This is a genomic window from Brenneria roseae subsp. americana (assembly GCF_003115815.1).
Lineage (GTDB): Bacteria > Pseudomonadota > Gammaproteobacteria > Enterobacterales > Enterobacteriaceae > Brenneria > Brenneria roseae.
Genome location: NZ_QDKJ01000003.1, coordinates 1 through 24,828 on the forward strand (window position 1 = coordinate 1; position 24,828 = coordinate 24,828).

General features: G+C 50.9%; 26 protein-coding genes. 9 read left to right on the forward strand and 17 right to left on the reverse strand.

Features of this window, described 5'->3' with window-relative positions; all coding sequences use genetic code 11:
- Window positions 1-102 precede the first annotated feature (102 nt).
- Window positions 103-798, reverse strand: a complete 696-nt coding sequence (gene araD / locus B4923_RS03915; protein WP_109053070.1) for an L-ribulose-5-phosphate 4-epimerase — start codon at window positions 796-798, stop codon at window positions 103-105.
- A gap of 341 nt (window positions 799-1,139) precedes the next feature.
- Between araD and osmB the strand changes: the two genes are divergently transcribed.
- A complete protein-coding gene (gene osmB / locus B4923_RS03920) occupies window positions 1,140-1,352 on the forward strand; it encodes an osmotically-inducible lipoprotein OsmB (protein ID WP_109053071.1) in 213 nt (70 codons plus the stop codon).
- A gap of 68 nt (window positions 1,353-1,420) precedes the next feature.
- Here the strand turns inward: osmB and yciH are convergent, their stop codons facing one another.
- From yciH to pgpB, 5 genes are all read right to left on the reverse strand, one after another.
- Window positions 1,421-1,750: a stress response translation initiation inhibitor YciH gene (yciH, locus tag B4923_RS03925; protein ID WP_109053072.1), complete on the reverse strand. Its 330-nt coding sequence runs from the start codon at window positions 1,748-1,750 to the stop codon at window positions 1,421-1,423.
- Entirely contained in the window at window positions 1,750-2,484 is a 735-nt protein-coding gene (gene pyrF, locus B4923_RS03930) for an orotidine-5'-phosphate decarboxylase (RefSeq protein WP_109053073.1), read from the reverse strand. Before pyrF ends, yciH begins: the two co-directional genes overlap by 1 nt.
- A 338-nt stretch (window positions 2,485-2,822) precedes the next feature.
- Complete coding sequence (lapB, locus tag B4923_RS03935) at window positions 2,823-3,992, reverse strand: lipopolysaccharide assembly protein LapB (protein ID WP_109053074.1); 1,170 nt, start codon at window positions 3,990-3,992, stop codon at window positions 2,823-2,825.
- Window positions 3,993-4,005: 13 nt separating this feature from the next.
- A complete protein-coding gene (locus B4923_RS03940) occupies window positions 4,006-4,311 on the reverse strand; it encodes a LapA family protein (protein ID WP_109053075.1) in 306 nt (101 codons plus the stop codon).
- A gap of 97 nt (window positions 4,312-4,408) precedes the next feature.
- Window positions 4,409-5,176 (reverse strand): phosphatidylglycerophosphatase B, encoded by a 768-nt coding sequence (gene pgpB, locus B4923_RS03945; protein WP_109053076.1) that lies wholly within the window; start codon window positions 5,174-5,176, stop codon window positions 4,409-4,411.
- A 203-nt stretch (window positions 5,177-5,379) separates the two neighbouring features.
- Between pgpB and ribA the strand changes: the two genes are divergently transcribed.
- Window positions 5,380-5,973, forward strand: coding sequence for a GTP cyclohydrolase II (ribA, locus tag B4923_RS03950; protein WP_109053429.1), 594 nt, complete (start codon window positions 5,380-5,382; stop codon window positions 5,971-5,973).
- Between the two features lie 48 nt (window positions 5,974-6,021).
- Here ribA and B4923_RS03955 read toward each other — a convergent pair whose 3' ends face one another.
- Entirely contained in the window at window positions 6,022-7,662 is a 1,641-nt protein-coding gene (locus B4923_RS03955; RefSeq protein ID WP_109053077.1) for an ABC transporter substrate-binding protein, read from the reverse strand.
- Window positions 7,663-7,806: 144 nt separating this feature from the next.
- Window positions 7,807-10,479: an aconitate hydratase AcnA gene (gene acnA, locus B4923_RS03960; RefSeq protein ID WP_109053078.1), complete on the reverse strand. Its 2,673-nt coding sequence runs from the start codon at window positions 10,477-10,479 to the stop codon at window positions 7,807-7,809.
- 490 nt (window positions 10,480-10,969) lie between these two features.
- Between acnA and gstA the strand changes: the two genes are divergently transcribed.
- Entirely contained in the window at window positions 10,970-11,578 is a 609-nt protein-coding gene (gstA, locus tag B4923_RS03965) for a glutathione transferase GstA (RefSeq protein WP_109053079.1), read from the forward strand.
- A 66-nt stretch (window positions 11,579-11,644) separates the two neighbouring features.
- Here the strand turns inward: gstA and pdxY are convergent, their stop codons facing one another.
- The 5 genes from pdxY to anmK form a co-directional block, all read right to left on the reverse strand.
- Window positions 11,645-12,502 (reverse strand): pyridoxal kinase PdxY, encoded by an 858-nt coding sequence (gene pdxY, locus B4923_RS03970; RefSeq protein ID WP_109053080.1) that lies wholly within the window; start codon window positions 12,500-12,502, stop codon window positions 11,645-11,647.
- 91 nt (window positions 12,503-12,593) lie between these two features.
- Window positions 12,594-13,871, reverse strand: a complete 1,278-nt coding sequence (gene tyrS, locus B4923_RS03975; RefSeq protein WP_109053081.1) for a tyrosine--tRNA ligase — start codon at window positions 13,869-13,871, stop codon at window positions 12,594-12,596.
- Window positions 13,872-14,030: 159 nt separating this feature from the next.
- Window positions 14,031-14,714 (reverse strand): pyridoxamine 5'-phosphate oxidase, encoded by a 684-nt coding sequence (gene pdxH / locus B4923_RS03980; RefSeq protein ID WP_109053082.1) that lies wholly within the window; start codon window positions 14,712-14,714, stop codon window positions 14,031-14,033.
- 177 nt (window positions 14,715-14,891) lie between these two features.
- Window positions 14,892-15,203, reverse strand: coding sequence for an MliC family protein (locus tag B4923_RS03985; protein ID WP_109053083.1), 312 nt, complete (start codon window positions 15,201-15,203; stop codon window positions 14,892-14,894).
- Between the two features lie 132 nt (window positions 15,204-15,335).
- Window positions 15,336-16,448, reverse strand: coding sequence for an anhydro-N-acetylmuramic acid kinase (gene anmK, locus B4923_RS03990; RefSeq protein ID WP_109053084.1), 1,113 nt, complete (start codon window positions 16,446-16,448; stop codon window positions 15,336-15,338).
- Between the two features lie 344 nt (window positions 16,449-16,792).
- Here anmK and B4923_RS03995 point away from each other — a divergent pair, with 344 nt between their 5' ends.
- Complete coding sequence (locus B4923_RS03995) at window positions 16,793-17,260, forward strand: outer membrane lipoprotein (RefSeq protein ID WP_109053085.1); 468 nt, start codon at window positions 16,793-16,795, stop codon at window positions 17,258-17,260.
- Window positions 17,261-17,387: 127 nt separating this feature from the next.
- Here the strand turns inward: B4923_RS03995 and slyA are convergent, their stop codons facing one another.
- Window positions 17,388-17,825 (reverse strand): transcriptional regulator SlyA, encoded by a 438-nt coding sequence (slyA, locus tag B4923_RS04000; RefSeq protein ID WP_109053086.1) that lies wholly within the window; start codon window positions 17,823-17,825, stop codon window positions 17,388-17,390.
- Between the two features lie 170 nt (window positions 17,826-17,995).
- The gene (locus tag B4923_RS04005; RefSeq protein ID WP_109053087.1) at window positions 17,996-18,235 is read right to left on the reverse strand and encodes a DUF1289 domain-containing protein; all 240 of its coding nucleotides are present in this window, start codon (window positions 18,233-18,235) and stop codon (window positions 17,996-17,998) included.
- Between the two features lie 391 nt (window positions 18,236-18,626).
- Here B4923_RS04005 and gloA point away from each other — a divergent pair, with 391 nt between their 5' ends.
- Both gloA and rnt read left to right on the forward strand, forming a co-directional pair.
- Window positions 18,627-19,034, forward strand: coding sequence for a lactoylglutathione lyase (gene gloA / locus B4923_RS04010; RefSeq protein WP_109053088.1), 408 nt, complete (start codon window positions 18,627-18,629; stop codon window positions 19,032-19,034).
- A gap of 150 nt (window positions 19,035-19,184) precedes the next feature.
- The gene (rnt, locus tag B4923_RS04015; RefSeq protein ID WP_109053089.1) at window positions 19,185-19,856 is read left to right on the forward strand and encodes a ribonuclease T; all 672 of its coding nucleotides are present in this window, start codon (window positions 19,185-19,187) and stop codon (window positions 19,854-19,856) included.
- A gap of 111 nt (window positions 19,857-19,967) precedes the next feature.
- On the opposite strand, the gene B4923_RS04020 is transcribed toward rnt, so the two are convergent.
- Window positions 19,968-20,318: a Grx4 family monothiol glutaredoxin gene (locus B4923_RS04020; protein WP_109053090.1), complete on the reverse strand. Its 351-nt coding sequence runs from the start codon at window positions 20,316-20,318 to the stop codon at window positions 19,968-19,970.
- Between the two features lie 453 nt (window positions 20,319-20,771).
- On the opposite strand from B4923_RS04020, the gene B4923_RS04025 reads away from it, so the two are divergent.
- Window positions 20,772-21,635: a C40 family peptidase gene (locus tag B4923_RS04025; protein ID WP_109053091.1), complete on the forward strand. Its 864-nt coding sequence runs from the start codon at window positions 20,772-20,774 to the stop codon at window positions 21,633-21,635.
- 131 nt (window positions 21,636-21,766) lie between these two features.
- On the opposite strand, the gene cydH is transcribed toward B4923_RS04025, so the two are convergent.
- Window positions 21,767-21,856 (reverse strand): cytochrome bd-I oxidase subunit CydH, encoded by a 90-nt coding sequence (cydH, locus tag B4923_RS04030; protein WP_109053092.1) that lies wholly within the window; start codon window positions 21,854-21,856, stop codon window positions 21,767-21,769.
- A gap of 382 nt (window positions 21,857-22,238) precedes the next feature.
- Here cydH and purR point away from each other — a divergent pair, with 382 nt between their 5' ends.
- Together purR and cfa are read left to right on the forward strand one after the other, a co-directional pair.
- Window positions 22,239-23,270, forward strand: a complete 1,032-nt coding sequence (purR, locus tag B4923_RS04035; protein WP_109053093.1) for an HTH-type transcriptional repressor PurR — start codon at window positions 22,239-22,241, stop codon at window positions 23,268-23,270.
- Between the two features lie 357 nt (window positions 23,271-23,627).
- Complete coding sequence (cfa, locus tag B4923_RS04040) at window positions 23,628-24,779, forward strand: cyclopropane fatty acyl phospholipid synthase (RefSeq protein WP_109053094.1); 1,152 nt, start codon at window positions 23,628-23,630, stop codon at window positions 24,777-24,779.
- The last annotated feature ends 49 nt before the right edge of the window (window positions 24,780-24,828 follow it).

The following is a 24,828-nucleotide window of genomic DNA, read 5'->3' on the forward strand; positions in this document are numbered from 1 at the left end:
TTCCGGATTCTTACACAGCCACTGGATCGGTCAACCGATCCTTAACTGACTGGCATTACTCCGCTGGAGGGATTTTTTATCTGGTGAATGGCGCATGAATGACTACTGTCCGTAATAAGCGTTTTTACCGTGCTTACGCAGGTAGTGTTTATCCAGTAAAGTTTGTTGCATATCGCCCAGTTCAGGCGTCAATTGGCGCGAAAAAATCCCCATGTAGGCAATCTCTTCCAACACCACTGCATTATGCACCGCGTTATCCGCATCTTTTCCCCACGCAAACGGACCATGAGAATTGACCAAGACCGCAGGGACATCCACGGGGGAAAGCCCGCGGGTTTGGAAGGTTTCAACAATCACGTTGCCGGTTTCCCACTCATAGCGCCCGTTGATCTCTTCGTCCGTCATCAACCGCGTACAGGGAATACCGCCATAGAAATAATCCGCATGTGTCGTTCCCCAGGCGGGAATATCTTTTCCAGCCTGCGCCCAAATCGTGGCATGACGAGAATGGGTATGGACAATACCGCCAATATCGGCAAACGCCAGATACAGCACACGGTGAGTATCCGTATCCGAAGACGGCTTTTTCGTCCCTTCCACGACCTTGCCGCTCTCCAGTTCCACCACCACCATATCGTCAACCGTCATCACGGCATATTCCACACCCGATGGCTTAATCACCATCAGGCCCTGCTGACGATCTACCGCACTAACATTGCCCCAGGTAAATGTCACCAAATGATGCTGCGGTAATGCCAGATTGGCGTCCAACACCTGCTTTTTTAGCGCTTCCAACATGATCGACTCTCCCCCAGCGACATTGCCATTACGCCATTCTCGCGGTCCCCCTCATGCGCCGCTATGGGCTAAATCGCTAAAGATCCGGTGGTGTTCTGCTGCAACGCAAAATTTACAGCCCGGCACACATGGACAAAAAATCACCTATTTTACCAATTGTTGCTATCGTTAAGTGAACGTGTGGGAATTAAGAGTTTTTACCTGTTGCGGTTTTTACCGATGATTATACTAGCCGGTAAGCAACGGAAGGCGCGGTATGATTATTTAATACCGTAAAAAATCTGTTATACGATATTTTCCTCACTTAATAGCGTGAGGCCGAGAGTTAAAAGGGGAAAAACATGAAATTAAACAAACGTTTTGCTACCGCCGCATTAGCCATTACATTGGCGGTTACTCTGGCGGGCTGTTCAAACATGTCTAAACGCGATCGCAACACTGCGATTGGCGCCGGCGCTGGCGCCGTAGGCGGGGCCGTCTTAACCGATGGCGGAACATTAGGTACGTTGGGCGGCGCAGCCATCGGCGGCCTGATTGGCCGTCAGATAGACTAACGAATTTTCTGACAGCAGACTTACCTAATTCCTCCGAGTCTGCTGTCACTCATCAAGCCAAACGGCGCTTATCCGCCAGCCAGTTTGACTTTCATCCCTTTCGCTTCAAGTAGCTGTTTCAACAAATCGCGTTTATCGCCTTGAATCTCAATAACGCCCTCCTTGACTGAACCACCACAGCCACATTTTTTCTTTAATTCGGCGGCCAGCTTATCCAATGCGGCGTCATCAAGATCGATACCGCTGATGACGCACACGCCTTTCCCTTTACGTCCGCTGGTCTGACGCTGGATGCGAACAATGCCATCACCTGGCGGGCGAACCACCTTCTCTTCTTCCGGTTTGATACGTCCGGTTTCCGTGGAATACACCAGACGACTGTTATCGCCGTTACTCATTATGCCTCCCCGGCGAGCAGTGAAGCCCGGATATCGCGCAGCGTTTGAGCCGGATCGGCGGATTGGGTAATCGGACGACCAATCACCATATAATCCACGCCCGCAAGCTGGGCCTGAACCGGCGTCATGATGCGGCGTTGATCGCCGGTATCGCTGCCAGCAGGGCGGATTCCCGGCGTAACCAGTTTAAAACCCTCTCCACACGCCTGTCTCAGACGCTCCGCTTCATGTGCGGAACAGACCACGCCATCAAGACCGCAGTGATACGTCAGCAGCGCCAGTCTTTCCGCCTGTTCCGCCGGGCTGGTCATGATGCCCAGGTCGCGCAGATCTTCTGCTTCCAGGCTGGTCAGCACCGTAACGGCAATCAACAGCGGCGCATCATCACCGAATGGCAATAAGGCATCTTTCGCCGCCATCATCATGCGCGTACCGCCGCTGGCATGAACATTCACCATCCACACGCCCAGGTCGGCCGCCGCCGCAACCGCATGCGCGACCGTATTTGGAATATCGTGGAATTTCAAATCGAGGAAAACATCGAAACCGCGCTGTTGAAGCGACTGAACAAACTGTGGGCCAAACAGCGTAAACATCTCTTTGCCCACTTTTAAACGACAATCCTGAGGATCGATGCGATCAACAAATGACAATGCCGCCTGCCGATCGGCATAATCCAGCGCCACAATAATCGGAGAAGCCAGGCTATTTTCTTGCGGACTTTTGTGTGTCACATGTCACCTCTTGATTTAGCAAAACCATTAATCGCGTCCCAAAATTCCCGCCGCATTCTACATGCCCCGCGGTTGAAATCCCAGCCGCCTGTTTAAGCCTATCGACTTTAACGCTCAACGTTGTTGATTTCTGCGCTTCGCTTCCGCGCCGCCAGGGCGCATTTATACACAATGCGCTCTTGCTGACCGAAATGCCGAAATTTCCTGCTTAGCTGAGATGAACACCGTAGGCGTCTGGAACGGCGATCTGTTATAGCAATTAGTATGTTGTAACTAATGAAATAAAACACGTCACGAATGACATACGCAATGGCGGAAGGATGATGGAACGGCGATATTTATTGGCCGTCCAATCCACGAATAGGTTTGATGCTTGCCCAGGCGCGGCAGGAAGGACAGTGCCAATATAATGACTGAGAGGTAAAACCACATTTCCGGCAGCTATAACGCGGCTTGGTGCGGATCTGCTCGCCAACCATATCACGCAAGACCACCAGACTCTCTTTCGCCCTGCCGTCCTCGGCTTCGTGCAAATGGAAATCCATCAGTCGGTGAAATACGCGCATCGTGGGGTGGCGTTGCAGCTGGCGGTTGATATAAACCTGCGCCACTTCCGCTCCCTGCTCTTGCTCAAGAATATCGGCCAGCATCAGTTCGGCAGTCGCGCCCGTATTCTCTTCGACACAGCGTTTGAGAAAATCGGACCAGTTTTGGGATTCCCGCAGGTGCTGATAACACTCCTGTAGCATCGGCAAGGTTTCGCTAACCAGTTCTTTATCCTGATCGAGAACCTGCTGTAGCGAATCGATCGCACGTCCATATTCCTGCCGGGCCATATAAATACGCCCCATCATGATGGAAACTCGCGCGCACTGGGCGTCCGCCGCCGCTCCCTTTTTCAGTAGCGCCAGCGCCTTGTCCAGATCGTCGCTGCCCATGGCAAGCAGCGCCAGTTCACAATAAAAATGCGCGATCTCCACCCGGAGTTCATCTTTACCCATTTTCACCAGTTTTTCGGCCGTTTCGATAGCATTGAGCCAGTCACTGGTGGATTGGTGAATCTGCAATAGCTGCTGCAAGGCGCTACGCCGGAAATCGTCTTCATCGACCAACTGATTGAAAATCTCTTCGGCACGGTCATACAGCCCCGCCGCCACGTAATCACGCCCAAGCTGTTGCACTGCCAGCAGACGCTGCTCAAACGTGAGGGAAGCGCTTTCAGTCAGCGCCTGATGAATGCGGATAGCACGGTCAACTTCACCGCGAGAACGGAACAGATTACCCAGAGTCAGGTGAGCTTCGAAGGTATTGCTGTCGTCTTTAAGCATATCCAGAAAAAGCTCGACAGCCTTGTCCTGCTGATTAGAGAGCAGAAAGTTCACCCCTGTCACATACTCACGCGACAGACGGTTAGATTCCTGATCTTTATCCTGCTGCGCACTTCTGCGACCCATGTACCAGCCGTAAGCGGCGGCCACAGGCAGCAACAGAAACAGCAGTTCTAGCATAGAGAATGATTCCTTAGTGGGTGACGGGCTGTGCTGGCGTCACATTTTCCTCGTTCGAGGCAGAAAGCTGCTGCTCCAGACGCTTGATTTTACGTTGCGCACGACCCAACGCAATGCGCTGACGCAGATAAAACAGACCGCAGATTACCCAGCCAAGAACAAAACCCAGCGCGAACAGCGTGGCAAGCAGCGTTGATACGCGGTAATCCCCTTGCGCCAGCAGATAATTAAACGTAACTACCTGATCGTTGTGCGCGCCCAGTGTGACAGAAATGATGAATATCGCCAGCACGAGTAAAAAAATCAGCAAATATTTCACGTTCTCTTTCCTGTGATATCCCATTAACCGGATGAATTATGCCAAATTTTGGCGATAAACCCCATTAAATTACCATTTCCCCCCCTGACAGGGAAAGTTAGTTGTTGGCTGCATCCTCGGCGCGCTGTTCCCTGATTTCTTCCCGCTGTAGCGACAGCGGGCCACACCAGCGCTGAGCCAGCCAGCAGGCGACCACCACCAGAAGCCAGCTGATGAGGATTGCCACAATCAGATCGCGCGGCCAGTGCATGCCTAAAACCAGACGGCTTCCCATCACCGCGCTGGCCCACACCATGAGTACCATCACGGTTTTGTAATGCCGACGGGCCCACAATAACCCAACGGCCAACAGCGCCCAGGTTGCAGAAAACATAGTATGGCCGGACGGAAAAGCAAACCCGGTTTCAGACTGCCAGTGATGACGCAACCATTTGGGGATCTGTGGTTCATTTTTCAACTGGGATTTGACCAGTTCGGCGCGCGCTTTACGCGCTAAAGAGTAGAAATAGCGGTCGTCAATCTGGTGATTTTTTTCCAGCCAGACCACGAAAGGCCGCGACTCCTGCACCCATTCCTTAATACCGGATTTTACCCCCTGCCCGATGAGCACCGTAATCAACATAATAACCAGTAGCCCAAGCGCAGGCTTCAGCCGAAAACGCAGACACCATAAAAACCAGGCGCTTAGCACCACGCTGGTCAGTGCGCCCCACGGCGACGTGACCGTTTCGGTTGTCCAAAACAGAATCTTTAACCACAAACCGCCATATCCCGGCTGCCACTGCCATCCGCTTATCCAAATCATGATCGGCATGATGAGCAGCAATGCTGCACCAATAGTGGTTCTTTTGGTGATGTCGTACATCATTTCTTCCTATAATTCAGTATGATGCCGAAAAATAATTTTTCCCGATACTATCAGAAAAATCGGCATGAACCGTCAGTATGGCGTAAAATAGCTATCAGTTCTGTCAATGTGCGAGTGATTGCCCCACAATTTCCTGCTGGTCAATCCCCCCATCCGGCAGTAGGATGCGCGTCAGCATTTTTGCTTTTTTGGAGAATAACATGCAGCTAAAACGGGTGGCAGATGCCAAATTACCCACCCCTTGGGGCGATTTCCTGATGGTAGGATTTGAAGAAATTGCCACAGGACACGATCATCTCGCATTGGTTTATGGTGATATTTCCGGGCCGACCCCGGTGCTGGCCCGGGTGCATTCCGAGTGCCTGACGGGCGATGCGCTGTTTAGTCTGCGTTGTGATTGCGGATTCCAGCTTGAGGCCGCATTGAGCCATATTGCAGAAGAAGGTCGTGGCGTATTGCTGTACCACCGTCAGGAGGGACGCAACATTGGTTTGCTGAATAAAATCCGGGCCTATGCCTTACAGGATCTGGGGGCTGACACGGTAGAAGCCAATCATCAGTTGGGGTTTGCCGCCGACGAGCGCGATTTCACCCTGTGCGCGGACATGTTCAAGCTGCTGGGCGTAGACGAAATTCGTTTACTGACCAATAACCCGCAGAAGGTCAAAATCCTGGATGAAGCGGGCATTAATATCGTTGAGCGTGTGCCGTTGCAGGTTGGCCGTAATCCGAAAAACGAGCGCTATCTGGCGACCAAAGCCGCCAAGATGGGTCATCTGCTGGATACGAAGTAATACGTAAATCAGCGTGAATGCCAGGCTAATCCCGGCATTCATCCTGTCTTAATGTTTGATGATATAAATATCCTTGCTGTATATATCCGCCCTCTGGTCGGGCTTAAATCCGCCGGTATAGGGTTTTACCAGCTGCGCGCGCACATAATAATAGACAGGGAGCAGCGGAGCCTGCTGCTGTAGAATTTTTTCCGCCTGATGATAGTCGCTATTGCGTGCCGCTAACGTGTCCGCGCTGACCGCGTGATCCAGCAGGGCATCGTATTCTGCATGGGTGAATTTACCCTGATTGTTGCTGTTCCCAGTACGCAAGATATCAAAATAGGTGGAAGGCTCATTATAATCCGCCGCCCAGGACGATCTGACCACCTCAAAATCACCGATGCGCATCGTGTCCAGCATGGTTTTCCATTCCTGATTCTTCAGCGTTGCCTCAACGCTCAGCGCCTGCTTCCACATGGAACTGGCGGCAACTGCAATCCGTTGATGTGACTCCGACGTATTGTACAGAAGGTTGAACTTTAATGGCCGCTCCGCGGTAAATCCCGCCTCGGACAGCAGTTTTTTCGCCTCGGCGTTTCTTTGCTGCTGTGTCCAGGCCGCCCATTCAGGCGGCTCGCTGGTATATCCCGCCATACCGGGAGGCAGCGGGTTATAAGCAGGCACCTGCCCCATGCCCAGCACTTTTTCGGCAATCACGGTTTTGTCCAGCGCCAGATCCAACGCCCGTCTGACGCGGGGATCGTTAAATGGCGGCTTTTGCGTATTGAATTTATAGTAGTAAGTTGACAACTGTGGGGTCACCTTAACCTGATCGGGTAACGCCGTCTTTAGCGATTTGAACAGGTGCGGCGGCAGCGTGAACGTCACGTCCACCTCGCCCGCTTTGTAACGATTAACCTCCGCCGTGTTTGACACAATGGGCAGATAGGTCACTTTGTTCAGCACCGTATGCGCGTTATCCCAATAATATGCGTTCCGTTTTCCAACAATCCGTTCATTAACCACCCACTCGCCAAGTGTAAAAGGACCGCTGCTAACGAAATTGCCGGGTTGCGTCCACTTATCGCCATATTTTTCAATCGCCGCTTGCGGCAACGTCACGATCGAAAAATGCTCGGTCATTGACAGGAAATAGGACAAAGGGCGATCGAGCTCGATCTGCACCGTTTGCTGATCCAGCGCCTTGATGCCCAACGTGCTGGAAGGTTTTTTCCCTGCCACAATGTCGTCAGCGTTCCGCACATACATGCTGGTGATATAGGACTGATAAGGGGAGAGAGTTTTCGGATCGGCGAGACGCCGCCAACTGAAGACCACATCATCGGCGGTAAGCGGACTGCCATCGGACCACTTCAGATCCGGACGCAAATGGAATGTCCAGACCTGATGGCCCTGTTGTTCCCACTTATCGGCCAGCCCGCCGGAAACGGCCCCGTCATCACGCAACGAAACCAGTTTTTCAAAAAAGTCATGAATGAGATTCGCTTCGACATCACTTTCCACTTTTTGCGGATCGAGCGACGCCGGTTCCGTACCGTTGGCACGCACCAGCTCCTGCTTTTCCGCCAATACCACACCGGCTGGAATAGTTGCAGCAAGCCCGCTCGCTGCCGGCGCAACGGCGCCCATTGCCAACGAGGCAAACAGCAACGATTTTCTGATATGTTTTCTTACGGCATCGGACATATAACCTCCTGTTATCGTTGGGTGAATGGGGTTTATCGCCCGCTTATTCCACAGAATAACCAGAATCGACGTCCGGCAACGATAATTTAATGCGGGAAACGAGAAAACCTGACGCAGGCGGAAACCTGCGTCAGCGAGGCGGGGTTATAGCATGTTACGAATCACATAGTGCAGAATGCCGTCGTTCTGGTAATAGGTAAGTTCGTTGCGCGTATCAATACGACAATGGGTTTTAATCACCGAACGATTCCCCGCACTATCCTTAATCGCCACATCGACCGTGGCGCCGGGCGTCAACTGATTTAATCCGGTAATGGATATCTGCTCATCTCCGGTCAGTTGCAGCGTTTTACGCGTTACGCCGTCCGCAAACTCCAGCGGCAGGATCCCCATTCCGATCAGGTTCGAACGGTGAATACGTTCAAAAGACTCGGCAATCACCACTCGCACCCCCAACAAACGAGGTCCTTTGGCGGCCCAGTCACGGCTGGAGCCTGAGCCATACTCCTTGCCGGCGATAAGCGCCAACGGTACGTTTTCTTCCTGATAACGCATCGCCGCATCGTAAATGGTCATCTCGTTGTGGGAAGGCACATGACGGGTATATCCTCCTTCTTTACCGGGCACCATTTCGTTACGGATACGGATATTGGCAAACGTCCCCCGCATCATCACTTCATGATTCCCGCGGCGCGAACCATACGAGTTGAATTCACTGGTCTCAACGCCACGCTCCAGCAGATAACGCCCGGCAGGGCTATCGCGTTTAATATTCCCGGCCGGAGAGATATGGTCGGTCGTCACAGAATCACCCAGCATCGCCAAAATGCGCGCGTCATGAATATCTTTTATCGGCTCCGGCTCTTTTCCCATCTCAAGGAAAAAAGGCGTCTGGCGGATGTAGGTCGAATCCGGCGGCCATTGATAGGTCGGGTTGTTGTCCACCTCGATATCTTTCCATTCCTGCGTGCCTTCAAATACGGCTGAATATTGCTTGTGGAACATATCAGCGCTGACATTCAATACCGCCTTCGCCACCTCTTGCGCGGAAGGCCAGATATCGCGCATATAGACCGGATTCCCCTGCGGATCTTCACCCAGTGGTTCCGTGGCGAGATCGATATTCATATTTCCGGCCAGCGCGTAGGCGACCACCAGCGGCGGCGACGCCAGCCAGTTGGTTTTTACCAGCGGGTGAATACGTCCCTCGAAGTTACGGTTTCCCGATAGCACCGCGCCAACCGTTAAATCCCCTTTCTTGATCGCCGTTTCGATGGCGTCAGGCAACGGACCGGAATTACCGATACAGGTGGTGCAGCCATACCCCACCAGATTAAACCCCAGCGCATCAAGGTATGCCGTCAGCCCGGCTTTGTCATAATAATCCGTTACCACACGCGAACCGGGAGCCAGTGAGGTTTTCACCCACGGTTTTTTCTTCAGCCCGCGTTTAACGGCATTCTTCGCCAGCAAGCCAGCGGTCATCAACACGCTGGGATTGGAGGTATTCGTACAAGAAGTGATCGCCGCGATGACCACCGCCCCCTGATACAAACGGTGTGTTTCGCCATCCAGGGAAAATGTTTCATAGTCCGGACGATCTTTCACCGTATTCACGTCCAGCTCTTTGCTCGCTTTAAACGCTTTCGGCACATCCGCCAGCGCCACGCGATCCTGAGGCCGTTTCGGGCCGGCAAGACTGGTTTCCACATTCCCCAAATCCAACGCCAGTTGACTGGTAAAGACGGGTTCATCCCCCGGATTACGCCATAGTCCCTGCTGCTTACTGTAGGCTTCCACCAGCGCAATCTGTTCCTCGCTCCGATTGGTTAACCGCATATACTCCAGCGTGATGGAGTCAACCGGAAAGAAGCCGCAGGTCGCGCCGTATTCCGGCGCCATATTGGCGATGGTGGCACGATCGGCCAGCGGTAAATAATCCAGACCGTCGCCATAGAATTCAACGAACTTGCCAACCACTCCGTGTTTACGCAGCATTTGCGTTATCGTCAGTACAAGGTCGGTCGCCGTGATGCCTTCGCGCATTTTACCCGTCAGTTTGACGCCTACCACGTCAGGCACCAGCATGGATATCGGCTGGCCCAGCATAGCCGCTTCCGCCTCAATACCGCCGACGCCCCAGCCCAACACGCCAAGGCCGTTAATCATGGTGGTGTGTGAGTCAGTCCCGACCAGCGTATCGGGATAGGCGATCGTTTTATCGTTCTGTGTTTCATACCAGACCGTCTTTGCCAGATATTCCAGATTCACCTGATGACAGATCCCCGTGCCGGGCGGTACGACCCGGAAATGACTAAAGGCGTCTTGTCCCCAGCGCAGAAACTGATAGCGCTCGTAATTACGTTCCATTTCCAGTTGCGTGTTATCCGCCATCGACTGCTCATCGCCAAAGTGATCAACCGTCACCGAGTGGTCAATGACCAGATCCACGGGCGATAGCGGATTGACCTTTTTCACGTCGCCCCCCAGACGATGAACCGCGGCGCGCATTGCGGCCAAATCGACCACGGCAGGCACGCCGGTAAAATCCTGCATCAGCACACGCGCTGGACGATAGGCGATTTCCCGATCGATATGCCCGGTTTTCAACCAGGAAACCACGGCCTGCAAATCCTCCTGCCGGACGGTATCGTCATCCAGATGGCGTAACAGATTTTCCAGTAAAACCTTTAACGATTTGGGTAGATTATCCAGTGAGCCGAGCCGCTGAGCGGCCAAAGGTAAGCTGTAATAATGGTAGGTTTGCTGCCGAACTGTCAGAGCAGCCAGACAAGTATCGCGAAAATGAGCTGACATGCTTCCTCCCAAAGTGACTTAGCGAATTGTTATTCTGTGTCAACCGGTCATTTAATACCCAGCTTGAACATACGGTCTTATTTAAAGATAACACAAACAAAATATAACGTTTTCGCAACAAGACGATATGAATGCAACGATAGCCATTTACTATTGAAAAATGCTATTGCGAGGTGGGTTATAAAAATGGAAAAAAACTTTCGTAACCGATAAATTAAGTAAAGATAATGTCAATTTTGACGATATACGTAACGCTATATCCAATCAATTTTAAGGTGCGGGACCCAGGGAGGAACGAGTAATAGCCGGCTACCTGCGACGAGAAAAACAGCGGGTGTAATGCTCAATGTTTCATGACTAATACATCAAAGCTGTTTTGCAAGGCGCCTCACAACCTGATGTCGCTGTTTGTAGTAAAAATACGAAATCCGTTTATTTAACAATAATTTCACATCATTTGATGGAAAAATAATAATATCAAGGGGTTTTCATGAAACTGTTTTACAAACCCGAAAGCGGTTCTCTTTTTACGCATATTGTTCTGCTGGAATCCAAATTAGAGTTCAAACTTGAAAAAGTGGATCTCCGCACCAAAAAAACCGAGCGCGGCACCGATTATCTGCAGATTAATCCAAAAGGCCTTGTCCCTGCTCTACAGCTTGACGACGGCTCCGTACTGACCGAAGGCGTTGCCATCGCCCAATACGTGGCAGATTTGGTGCCGCACTGTAATCTGATTGCGCCGGTGGGCAGTATGGCGCGTTACCATACCATTGAGTGGCTGAATTATATCGCCACCGAGTTACACAAAAGTTTTGCCCCTATCTTCCGGCGCGGTACACCCGAAACCTACAAAGAACTGTTAATTGAATATCTGCAGGTAAAATTCCGCTATATCAATCTGGTATTGAGTGAACAGAATTACCTGGTCGCCAACCGCTTCAGTATTGCGGATGCCTATCTGTTTACCGTCATGCGCTGGGCGCAGTCATTAAAACTGGATATGTTCCGTTACCCCGCGCTGGCAGCCTATCTCGATCATATGGCCGAACGTCCGTCTGTCGCCATGGCGCTTAAAATCGAACGGTTGAAAGGCTAAAACGTTGGCAACGTTGTTGTTGCCTGTTCAGAATCCATTGCCTCCTCCCTGAGGCAATGGATGTCGTTATAAACGCACAGCCTGAAAATGGTGACGAGGATTGGCTATGCCATCCTGTGCGGCTACCAGTTGCAATTCATATTCACCCATTTCTTTTGTCATGAGCATCACTTCATAAACTGCGGCGGTGGTATGTTCCAACGCTTTGTCCAGCGCGACGCCTTTCAGTAAATTCACCAGCAATAATCCGCTGGTCAGGTCACCCACACCCACCGGCTGCCGTTCAAACTCCACCAGAGGACGGCTGATATGCCAGGCATCATCAGGCGTGACCAGCAGCATTTCAAAGCTGTCCTCACGATAAGCGGCACGGCTGAGGTGCTTAACCAGCACAATTTTCGGCCCCTGCCTGCACAACGCCCGCGCCGTTTCCACCGCCTCTTCCACATTATGCACGGTGTGGCCGCTGAGCAGCTCCAGCTCTGGCAGGTTCGGGGCAATCATATCGGCAGCCTGCAACGATTGGCGGCAATGGAATTCCGACACGCCTGGCGCGACGATGCACCCTTTTTCGGGCGTTCCCATCACCGGATCACAGAAGTACAACGCATCAGGATTGGCCGCCTTTACGCGACGCACAATGCCTAAAATATGCTCCCCCTGTTCCGCAGAACCAATGTAGCCACTCAGCACCGCATCACAATCTTTCAGACGATCAATATCCTCAATCCCTTGAACAATCTCCGTTAAATGGCTGGCGGGCATGACGCAACCCGTCCAGTGCCCATATTGCGTATGGTTAGAAAATTGCACCGTATTTAGCGGCCAAACGTTTGCTCCCATCCGACGCATAGGAAATTCGGCGGCACTATTCCCCGCGTGTCCAAAAACAACGTGTGATTGAATAGAAAGTATGTTTTTCATTAGAAACGACTTAAATCCTTGCCTGCGCAATTGCGCCTTGAGAACGGACGAACAGAATAAAGGGAGCTAACGCTCCCTTTATTGGTTTTTCTTATGCTTTCCAGCAGATCAGACAATAGTGTTTCTTGCCCCGGCGCAGTAGCGTGTAGCGATCAAACAAACGATCGGATTCACTGAAAGTATATTCAGGATTGGCCTGTTTTTCGCCGTTAATGGTTACGGCATTGGAGGAAATCATCGTACGGGCCTGACCGCGTGACGGCACCAGATCTGCGCTGACCAGCGCCTGTTGTAAATCGGCATCACGTTCCAGTTCAGTAATCGGCATGCCATCCTGCGCCAACTGCGCGAAGTCATCCTGCGTCATATCTTGCAGTGAACCAGAGAACAGACTCTGCGTGATACGGCGCGCGGCGGCCAGTCCGGTTTCGCCATGAACCATACGGGTCACTTCTTCGGCCAGCACGTACTGCGCGCGCGGCGCCTTACCGCTGTTCTTGTCTTCTTCTTCCAGCGCATTGATTTCTTCCAGACTCATGAACGTGAAGAATTTCAGGAAGCGATACACATCCGCATCAGCGGTATTAATCCAGAATTGGTAGAATTTGTAAGGGCTGGTTTTGCTGGCATCCAGCCAGATTGCGCCGCCTTCCGTTTTGCCGAACTTGGTGCCATCGGATTTGGTGATCAGCGGCACGGTCATGCCATAGACCTGCTTCTGGTTCATGCGGCGGGTCAAATCAATACCCGACGTAATATTGCCCCACTGGTCGGAACCACCAATTTGCAGTTCAACCTGATACTGCTTGTTCAGGCTGGCAAAGTCATACCCCTGAAGCAGATTGTAAGAAAATTCGGTAAACGAGATCCCCACATCGTCACGGTTCAGACGCTGTTTGACGGCTTCTTTATTAATCATCTGGTTAACAGAGAAATGTTTGCCGATATCGCGCAGGAAATCGAGCACGTTCATGTTGCCGAACCAATCATAGTTGTTGGCTGCAATCGCGCTATTTTCACCGCAATCAAAATCCAGGAACGGAGAGACCTGATGGCGGATTTTCTCAACCCATTCACTGACGGTGTCCGCCGTATTCAGCTTACGTTCTGTCGCCTTAAAGCTCGGATCGCCAATCAATCCCGTCGCTCCGCCTACCAACGCAACGGGTTTGTGCCCTGCCAACTGGAAACGTTTCAGGCAAAGCAGCGGCACCAGATGCCCCAAATGCAAGCTGTCAGCGGTAGGATCGAAGCCGCAATACAGCGCAATTGGCCCTTGCGCCAGTCGCTCTGCTAACGCATCCTCATCCGTCACCTGGGCAATCAAGCCCCGCTCTTGCAATTGTTTAATCAGGTTACTACTCGCCATCGATAACTCCATTTTTATGCAAAAATATAGTGTGATATGCAAGGCATGACGACTTGCAGGTGCCTATTCATCAGGCTCTTCTAACGTTAATAGTGCGAAACTTCATAGGATAAAGCGCTCTCGACAGGAGCGCCAGAATTAAACGAGGATATTTCAAGATCAGGGCGCTAAACGATCAACTTGCCAGCGCTCACCCTGCCGTTGATAGAAAAATCGATCATGCAGACGATGTTCGCCACCCTGCCAGAATTCTATTGAGTCAATAGTGACACGGAAGCCGCCCCAGAAGCTTGGCAACGGGACTTCACCATTTTGGAATTTCTGCTTGAGCTCAAGGAATTTACTCTCCAGCACACCCCGAGTCGAAATTCGGCTGGACTGTCTGGAAACCCAGGCGCCAATCTGGCTGTCTTTGGGACGGCTGTGGAAATAGCGCAGTACGTCCAGAGGCGGCAGTTTTTCGGCTCGCCCCAACACCATCACCTGCCGTTCCAGCATATGCCAGGGGAAAAGCAGACTGACTTGAGGGTTGTGCGCAAGATGAAGCGCTTTGCGACTGCCTAGATTGGTGTAAAACACCATGCCTTTTTCATCGTAATGCTTTAATAACACAATACGCTGGTAGGGTTGGCCATGTTCGTCAACAGTAGCAACCGACATCGCCGTTGGATCTGCCAGCCTTGCTTCGCAGGCCTGTCTCAGCCAGCGTTCGAACAAATCCATCGGGTTATCGGTCAGATCGCTGCGGCGCAGTCCGCCACGCGTATATTCACGGCGCAAGTCGGCGATATCAGCGTCCTGAACAAGGGGTGTTTTACCGGAAGGCGTACTTTCCTGAGTCATAATGTCCTGCTGTAGCAATATCGGATTCGGAAGCGGGTAGTAAATATCATTTTGCGCCCACGTCCAAGAAATCTCAATCAGCAGCGCACGCCTCCAATGACAAACTCAATGCGCGCAACAACCGGATTTGATATCGATACGGAAGGTGTTACAGCAGAACACGATGACGATTGGCGGTTAATTCAATATACAGTCATCAACAATGACGCGGTCACCCCGTTGAATAAAGGCATGGTTGCCTTTGCTCCAGAATGTGTATGTTCCGTCGCTGTATCGTGCTCCTGAAGCGGATACCGCCAGTGGTAAAATATGGCGCTCGCCATCCAGCAGGAAACTCACCTGCGACGACGATTGTTCTCCGGTTTGCATCGTGACCGTCAACGGCATCGTACCGCACTGATAGTGCAGCGTTTCCTCCGTCTTTTCAGGTGTGAAGTAGCTACATCCGCTTAACAGAACCAGCGCCATCCCCGTCAACACTCGTTTCACTCTTTATCTCCCATTGTTTTTGGCATTAGCCCGTTTTTTGGCGTCAGAAAAATGTCATACCACGCGGTAATATCCCATTTTCTGACACCAGTTTAACAATAGGCGATCGACTGAGATCTCAGCAAAATCCGATTAATCCATCATGACCGGATAAATCGCGCCAAGCAGCGTTTCCTGACTGGCTCCGGTAACCGATGGCAAATTGCCGGGCAACCCGGATAACGTTCGCGAGGCGAGCCAGGCGAACGCCAGCGCTTCCATGTCATCGCCACTCACGCCGAATTCATCGGTGGTACTGACTTCAATACCCGGTAACAAAGCAGACAGCCGGGACATAATCAGAGGATTTCTGGCACCGCCGCCGCACACCAGCAGGCGTTCGCCACCGCCGGTTAACAGCACCTGTTCTGCCACGCTCACAGCGGTCAGCTCAGCTAATGTGGCCTGAACATCCTGCGGGGATAGCGGGGGTAAACCGGCCAGTTTTCGTTCCAGCCAACCCATATTAAAATATTCACGCCCCGTGCTCTTTGGTGCGCGCTGAGAAAAATAGGGATCGGACATCATGCGTTGCAACAGCAATGGATTAACCTGCCCTGATATGGCCCACCGCGCGTCTTTATCGTAAGGCTGGGCACAATGACGCCAGATCCAGGCGTCCAACAGCATATTACCCGGTCCGGTGTCATAGCCTCGAACGGCAAGCCCCGGCACCAGCAACGATATATTCGCGATACCGCCAATATTCAGAACGATACGACGTTCCACGGGATGTTGCAGCAACGCATGATGGAACGCCGGCACCAGCGGCGCCCCCTGCCCGCCATAGGCCAGATCGCGACGGCGAAAATCCCCTACGGTGGTGATCCCGGTCATCGCGGCGACACGGTTATTATCGCCAATCTGCAACGTACAAGGCGCTTCACCGTTCGGCTCATGCCAGACGGTCTGCCCGTGGCAACCAATGGCCGTAATATCCTGCGGGTTCAGTCCGGTTTCTTTGAGCAAGGCCAGCACCGCCTCGGCAAAGAGTATTCCCAAACGGGTATCCAGCTGTCCCAATTCGGAGAGCGTCACCCGCTGCCCCTGACACATGCCCAGAATGGCTTTTTTGATATCCTGTGGTATCGGATGGCAATAGCTGGCCTGTTGCGCAACCGTGTGCTCGTCGATAGCCGCCAACACGACGTCAACGCCGTCAAGGCTGGTACCTGACATTACACCAATGTATCTGCCTGATCTCATTTCATGACCTTTTCCCCATAGGGGCAAAGAAGAATGGCGATTGGAAATATAGCGGTAACAAAAATAGCATGGTAACAGGCTGAATTATTAAAATTTTTTGTGTTTTTGCTATCCCTGTTGCATTTTTGTTGAAAAACAACGGATTGATAATATTTGCTACAAAAAACCGATTTAACAAAATTTCGCTCTCTGTTTACCTCAAATTGAAGTGCGCTAGCATAGTCTGCAAAAAAGCGTAAAAAGAGTGGAATGGGATGTTGAGCCAGACCATAATTTATCGGTATAACATTCGTCGGCCAAGGCCGTGCCTTCCCGACATATTTGCCATTACAGGAGTCTTTATTATGATGAAGCGTTTACTTGTGGTTACTCTGGCTGGTATCACACTGGCTGGCTGCGCCAATACCAGTACGCTTTCAGGAGATGTCTACAGCGCCTCCGAAGCCAAACAGGTGCAGACGGTCACGTACGGTACCATTGTCTCAACGCGCCCGGTACAAATTCAGGCAGGTGAAGATTCCAACGTCATCGGTGCGCTTGGCGGCGCAGTTCTGGGTGGTTTTCTGGGGAATACCATCGGCGGGGGTTCCGGCCGTAGTCTGGCAACCGCAGCAGGCGCAGTGGCCGGCGGCGTAGCAGGTCAAAGCGCAACAGGCGCCATGAACCGGACTCAAGGTATCGAGTTGGAAATCCGTAAGGACGACGGTAGCACCATTATGGTCGTTCAAAAACAGGGTGACACGAAATTCAGCGCCGGCCAGCGCGTTGCCATGGCAAGCAACGGCCGCAGCATTACTGTCTCTCCCCGCTAATACATAACGGTAATCGCCACTTTTGCTGTGGCGATTACCGTCAATAACCCAATTCCGGTAAAAACGATCAATAATAATTTCGATGATGTTTCCGGGATTTACTTCCTGATACCTAAGTCAAATTTCGCTAAGCCTGATTTTCATGCAGGGCCAATATATTTTGTTCCAGCCGTGCAATCAGCAAGGCTAATTCATCCACCTGTTCAGGCGTGATGCCGAATAATACTTCGTTACGGGTATGGCTAATTACGTCATTGACCGCCTGAATAATCGGCTCGGCGGCTTCGGTAAGCATAATACGTTTAGCGCGTCTATCATGTGAACACACGTGTCTGGTAATCAATCCCTTATCTTCCAGTTGATCTAATGTCCTGACTAATGACGGCTGTTCAATTCCTATCGCTTTAGCCAGTTGAATCTGTGATTGACCAGGCGGCAGGTGATATATGTTATGCAGCGTCACCCAATGCGTTTGGGTCAATTCCAGCGGTTTTAATCGATGATCGACCAGCGCCCGCCAAACGCGCACCAGACGAGCTAAATCAGATCCTAATGGCAATTCCATCACATCTCCTTATAATTAGCGTGCTAAGTTATATCCCTGGATTGCAATCAATTCTGATTTATAAAAATGGAAAACAGCATTTATCGTTGTAGTAAAAGGAATACTACCAAACAAAAGCTTTTTAAAAATGATCTCGAACTTATTTTATTAAGTGAACGTTAGCTGGCAATTTAAAATAAAGATTGCTGCTGCGGTTCTACTGGTAATACAACTTTCTCTGTACGTTGCAGACGTTTCATTCTCTGCCGGCAAAGACGCAACACGTCCTGTTTTTGCACATCACTCATTTGGCCCCAGCTAAACCGTTCGTTGCGGCTACGAAAGCAACCGCGACAATACCCGCGCTCATCAGACTGACAAACGCCACGACAAGGATTGGGGACGACAAAAAGTTCAAGTTGCTCTGGCACCGAACCTCCTTCTACAACTCTATTTATTGAAGCCTTGTTCTCTCCCTCTGGCAAGTCCCCACTATCGGTAACCATAAAAATAATTAGGTAAGCATTGTTATTTCTGACGATTTTTCTTCACGGCGATAGCGCCTGAACGCCCTTTCCCATCGTTTGTTCTCCCCTTTTTAACGCGTTCGGCTACTCAATAACGGCATAAAACCCGTTGTATGGCCGGTTGAATATCCCACGCCTGGTCTGCGCCATGAAGTCTGAAATGGCCCGGTATCAACTGCCGATACCTTTCCTGCCAATGATTTGGACTCAGCATACCGGCAACGCTATACTTCCTTTCTGTCGACTTTCCTATCCGCCATGTTGCGGTTAACTACAGTAGCCAATCGAGGAAATTATGCGCTTACTTCATACCATGCTGCGTGTTGGCGATTTACAACGCTCTATCGATTTTTACACCAAGGTTCTGGGTATGCGCCTGCTGCGCACCAGTGAAAATACCGAATACAAATATACGCTGGCTTTTGTCGGTTATACCGAAGAAAGCGAAGGGGCGGTCATTGAATTAACCTACAATTGGGGCGTTGATAGCTACGATCTGGGGAGTGCCTTTGGTCACGTTGCACTCGGCGTCGATGATGTCGCCGCAACGTGCGAGCGCATTCGTCAGGCTGGCGGCAATGTCACCCGTGAAGCAGGTCCGGTAAAAGGCGGCACCACGATTATTGCCTTTGTTGAAGATCCGGATGGCTACAAAATCGAACTGATTGAAAATTCCCACTCCGGTCAGGGCATTGGTCGCTAACCCACGAAGATAACCGCAGGTGTCCGACTGACACCTGCCTTCCTTGCCGCATATTACCCGCCGTTGCCGCGTCAAATAAGCAGGGTATACTGCATCTCTCGCCAAAATTTGCCATAATGCGCGCTGCATTTTGCTAAAGATAAGAGACTAATGGCTGATAAAAATGACCTGAACGCCCTGAACGGTCGTTTCCGTGGGTTTTATCCGGTAGTGATTGATGTTGAAACTGCCGGATTTAATGCTAAAACCGATGCATTACTGGAAATCGCTGCGGTAACATTAAAAATGGACACGGATGGTTGGTTACAGCCGGATGAAACGTTGCATTTCCATGTAGAACCTTTTGAAGGCGCTATTCTGGAACCCGCCGCGCTGGCTTTTAATGGCATCGATCCCTCCAACCCCTTACGCGGTGCGGTCAGCGAATATGAAGCTTTGCATGAAATTTTCAAAATGGTCCGTAAAGGGATAAAAGATCAAGGCTGTAACCGGGCGATTATCGTCGCACACAATGCAACATTCGATCATAGTTTTATGATGGCCGCGGCCGAGCGCTGTAGCCTGAAGCGCAACCCTTTCCACCCTTTCGCCACCTTTGATACCGCGGCACTGAGCGGATTGGTGCTGGGACAGACGGTCCTGGCGAAAGCCTGTCTTACCGCCGGTATCGCGTTTGACTCAAGCCAGGCCCATTCAGCGCTCTATGATACCAATCAGACCGCACTGCTGTTTTGCGAGTTGGTGAATCGCTGGAAACGTCTGGGAGGATGGCCTGTTGCTCTGAATGAGGACTCGTCAGAAACCGAGTCTGAGGCAAGTTAAGCAAAAAACGCAGGCGCATTTTTCAACGTCGCTGGCGACGCCCCGAAGGGTGGCGAGCAGGACGCCCGCCATAAAAAGTAACGGGTGCGTGATGCACCCGTGGTAGTTTAATTATGCCTGATCTTCCGGTTGGGACTTGTGTTTTTCAGCGGTTTCTTTAATCAGCTGCTGTAACTCGCCGCGCTGATACATTTCAATCACGATGTCGCAACCGCCGACCAGTTCACCATCAACCCACAGTTGCGGAAAAGTCGGCCAGTTGGCGTAGTTGGGCAACTCAGCGCGAATATCCGGATTCTGTAAAATATCGACATAGGCAAAACGTTCGCCACAAGCTGACAACGCCTGTACTGCCTGAGCGGAGAAGCCGCAGCTCGGCAACTTAGGTGAACCTTTCATATACAGTAGAATCGGGTTTTCAGCGATCTGACGCTGAATTTTTTCAATTGTTGTCGTCGTCATTCTCTTGCTTCCTTAAACCTTATAGGATGGCTAACATCATATGCATTAACCACGAGCTTCTGTCAGATGTGCCATTACAGCGCTATCTACTCAATTATATTGTACCGAGGGCCATAGCCACAAAAAAACGCCATTTTTTGTAGGGTTTTATTTTCGCCGCACGACTCAGCAGATTTCAGGCTTCAGTCTGAATCGCCAAATACCAGATCCGCCCTGGTCAGAATTGAGGCAACCGACACGGCTGTCATTGATTGCGAGGCTCGCAGAGATACATCGCGCTGATGAAATCTGAAGCAGAAAACGATGATAAATCCACCGAAAAAACAATTGTTAACGTTTTTTCACTATTCTGTATGAATAAAGCAGTCATTCCCACTTTTTTATCCTGCCGTTTTCGGGAATACTGTGCGGGTTGATTGAGCGATTTAAGGATTATATTCGGTCATTTTTATCATGCGCTTATTTATTACGCTTTTTATATTGTTCTTCAGTAATCTATTCCTGAACCTGGCTCAGGCTACTCCCAATGCCCCCGATTCAGCGCCGCGTAAAACCAGCATGACGCGTGTCATTGAAGGCGACCACAAGAAAAGCAAGCCGACGAAAAGCGACAAAAAAGCACCAACGCCAATAAAAAGCAAAAAGCCGGATGCCGCCAATACCGGAAACGCTACCCCCCAGACAACAACGAGCACGGCAAAGCATTTATCGGAAAAATCCTCGTCAAAAACCCAAAATGCCACGCCGGCGCCGGTCAAAAAAGAGCGCAAAAAGTCAAACACCGACAGTAAGGTGAAACTGGCTTCCACCCATTCCAAACGTAAATCAGGTCTGAAAGACAAAGCGGAAACGGGTAAAAAAGAGAAGCTGGATAAAGGACTGGCCTTGAGCGCCACCCATAAAAAACGTTACCAGCATGCCAAATTAACCGCGATGAATAAGTTGATGAGTCAGGTAGGAAAACCGTATCACTGGGGAGGCACCTCTCCTTTTACCGGTTTTGACTGTAGTGGACTGGTCTATTACGCCTATAAAGACGTAGTTAAAATTCAGATTCCCCGCACCGCTAACGAAATGTACCACTTGCGGGATGCCGCCCCTATCAAGAAAAACGAACTGGAAAGCGGCGATTTGGTTTTCTTCCGTATCAATAATCGCGGTGCTGCGGATCACGTTGGAGTTTATCTGGGGAATGGCAAATTCATTCAGTCGCCACGTACAGGATCGGATATACGCATCAGTAAGCTAAGTGAAGATTATTGGCAGGATCACTACGTCGGCGCGCGCAGAGTTGTTACGCCACAAACGATTCGCTAGTTTTACGCCTTTTTAACTCGCCCCCGGAGCAAATACCGTACCCCGGACTGTCACCCGTTCAGACACGGTTTAAGTGCAATAACCGGTCTGAACGGATGGATTGACTAAACAAACGGGAGGCCGGGCGCCAATCAGTTCAGTACCGCGACAAAACTGAATACGATAATCATCGCCAGCGCGCCAGCCGTTGTCAGTAATGACATCTTCAGGTCTGTATCCATAAGTCTCTCCTTTTGTATGGCACCAAATTATGAGAATAAATGCGCGACCATCATTTGGGATTCAAAACCGGACGGTGGTTTAAAACTACAAATTATATGGTTGTTTTGATTCTTCCATAATTTAAATGAAAAATCTCGTACCAATGCCGCACTAATAGTATAAATTACCGCTTCCACTTTCGTGGCAAATCGGACAAAATCCGCTGTTTATGATAGCGCTGCGTCCTGGTCGAAAAACGTCAACCTTGTCCCCTCAGGTATAACATTCGGCATTCTCCTTCTGACATCCTGTTTTTTCGCCAGGGAGAAGAACTTTACGCGCAGGCAAACGATTAACAATATACTTACGACTGTAACAGGTAAGTCCAGGAGTCATTTTTAGATGGCAACGATCAAAGATGTGGCAAAACGTGCTGGCGTTTCGACCACAACCGTATCGCACGTGATTAATAAAACACGTTTCGTCGCCGAAGAGACCAAAGCTGCCGTGAGGGCGGCGATTAAAGAGTTACATTATTCACCCAGCGCCGTCGCCCGCAGTCTAAAAGTCAACCACACCAAATCCATCGGGCTGTTGGCAACATCAAGTGAAGCACCCTACTTTGCCGAGATTATCGAAGCCGTTGAAAACAGCTGCTACGCGAAAGGCTACACGCTGATCTTATGTAACTCGCACAACAACATCGACAAACAGCGAGCCTACCTTTCCATGCTGGCTCAAAAACGCGTGGACGGCTTACTGGTCATGTGTGCGGAGTATCCGCCAGACTTACTCGCCATGTTGAAAGACTACCGCAGCATTCCGATGGTGGTCATGGACTGGGGACAGGCGCACAGCGATTTTACCGATACCATTATCGATAACGCCTTTGAAGGCGGCTATATGGCAGGCCGGTATCTGATCGAACGCGGTCACCGGGATATTGGTGCGATTCCCGGCATTCAGGAACGTAACACCGGGAGCGGCCGCTACCTGGGCTTTTTGAAAGCCTTGAACGAAGCGGACATCAAAGTACGCGATGAGTGGATCGTACAAGGCGATTTCGAGCCGGAATCCGGCTATAAGGCCATGCACCAGATTCTGTCACAGAAACACCGACCAACCGCCGTTTTCTGCGGCGGCGATATCATGGCGATGGGCGCGATTTGTGCGGCCGATGAGTTGGGACTGCGTGTTCCACAGGATATTTCAGTCATTGGCTACGATAACGTCCGCCATGCCCGCTTTTTCACTCCGGCGCTCACCACCATTCATCAGCCCAAAGAACGTCTGGGACAATCCGCGTTCGCTATGTTGCTGGACCGTATCACCAGCAAACGCGAAGATGCGCAGGTTATCGAAGTCTACCCGACGCTGATTGAACGCCGTTCCGTGGCGGATGGTCCTTTCCGCGATTATCGCCGCTATTCCTGATAACAGACGACTTTCTTATGCCACGCGGCTATCGCGTGCTCTCTGATACTGCTTCAGCCAATTTATACTTGTCCCCCGGCTGAAGCAGTCATAAACTAAATGCGGTTATTACATAAACTGAATTTTTTGTTTTTCTTCACTATCCTTAAATTTTGCGTACCAGCGGACGGCACGGATTGACCTTAAGGATGAGTGCCCCTACGTATTTTTTGCGTACCGGCTTTTGCTTTTCTTCTGCATTTTCCTCTGACCATTCAGAGACTAGACGATGGGAAAATTCCACCGATATCGACTACGGGTAAAAATTGTCTATGTTTTCCTTGCTGCGCATGATTAACAGCAAGGTAGGGAGAAGTTATGAGTTCATCGTATATAGAGGAACTGGATAGCCATAACCTGTCCTGGTTCCATATTGTGCATGAAATGCTGAGTATGGCCGATATCAAAATTAATGGTTCCCGTCCGTTTGATATCGCCGTGAAAAACCCGGATTTCTTTAAACGCGTATTGCGTGAAGGCTCATTAGGACTGGGTGAAAGTTATATGGATGGCTGGTGGGAGTGTGAACGGCTGGATATGTTTTTCCACCGCGTTTTGCACGCCAGACTGGATGAGAAGCTGCCGCGCCATCTGAAAGATATCCTGCGCATTGCCGTATCCCGCCTGATGAACCTGCAATCGAAAAGGCGGGCGTGGATTGTCGGCAAAGAACATTATGATTTGGGAAACGACCTGTTTTCACTGATGCTCGATCCCTACATGCAGTATTCCTGCGCTTACTGGAAAAAAGCCGAAACGCTGGAGCAGGCGCAGGAAGACAAACTGGAGATGATCTGTGAGAAGCTACAGCTCAGACCGGGAATGACACTGCTGGATATCGGCTGCGGCTGGGGCGGGTTAGCGGAGTTTGCCGCACGCCGTTATGGCGTATCCGTATGCGGCGTGACGATTTCTCGCGAACAGCAGAAACTGGCGCAGCAGCGCTGCCAGGATCTGGACGTCACCATTCTGTTGCAGGATTATCGCGACCTTGCCGGTGAGTTCGATCGGGTAGTTTCCGTCGGTATGTTTGAGCATGTCGGTCCGCGTAACTACGACGCCTATTTCCGCGTCATCAGCCAGAATCTTAAACCTGACGGTCTGTTTCTGTTACACACTATCGGCGCGAATCAAACCGACTCACAGCTCGATCCCTGGACGGATAAATATATTTTCCCCAATGGCTGTCTGCCTTCTGTGCGTCATATTGCCCAGGCCAGCGAACCTTACATGGTGATGGAAGACTGGCACAACTTCGGCGCGGATTATGACCGTACATTAATGGCCTGGCATGAGCGTTTTCAGCAAAGCTGGCCTCAGCTTTCCGAACGCTATTCCGCCCGCTTCCGTCGTATGTTCGGTTACTATCTGAATGCCTGCGCCGGCGCCTTCCGTGCGCGGAATATCCAACTCTGGCAGGTGCTTTTCAGTCCGAGCGGCATTGAAGGCGGGTTACGCGTTCCGCGCTAGTCAAAATCTGCTGAAAGCAAGCCGCCGGGAAACGATTCCCGAACGGCTT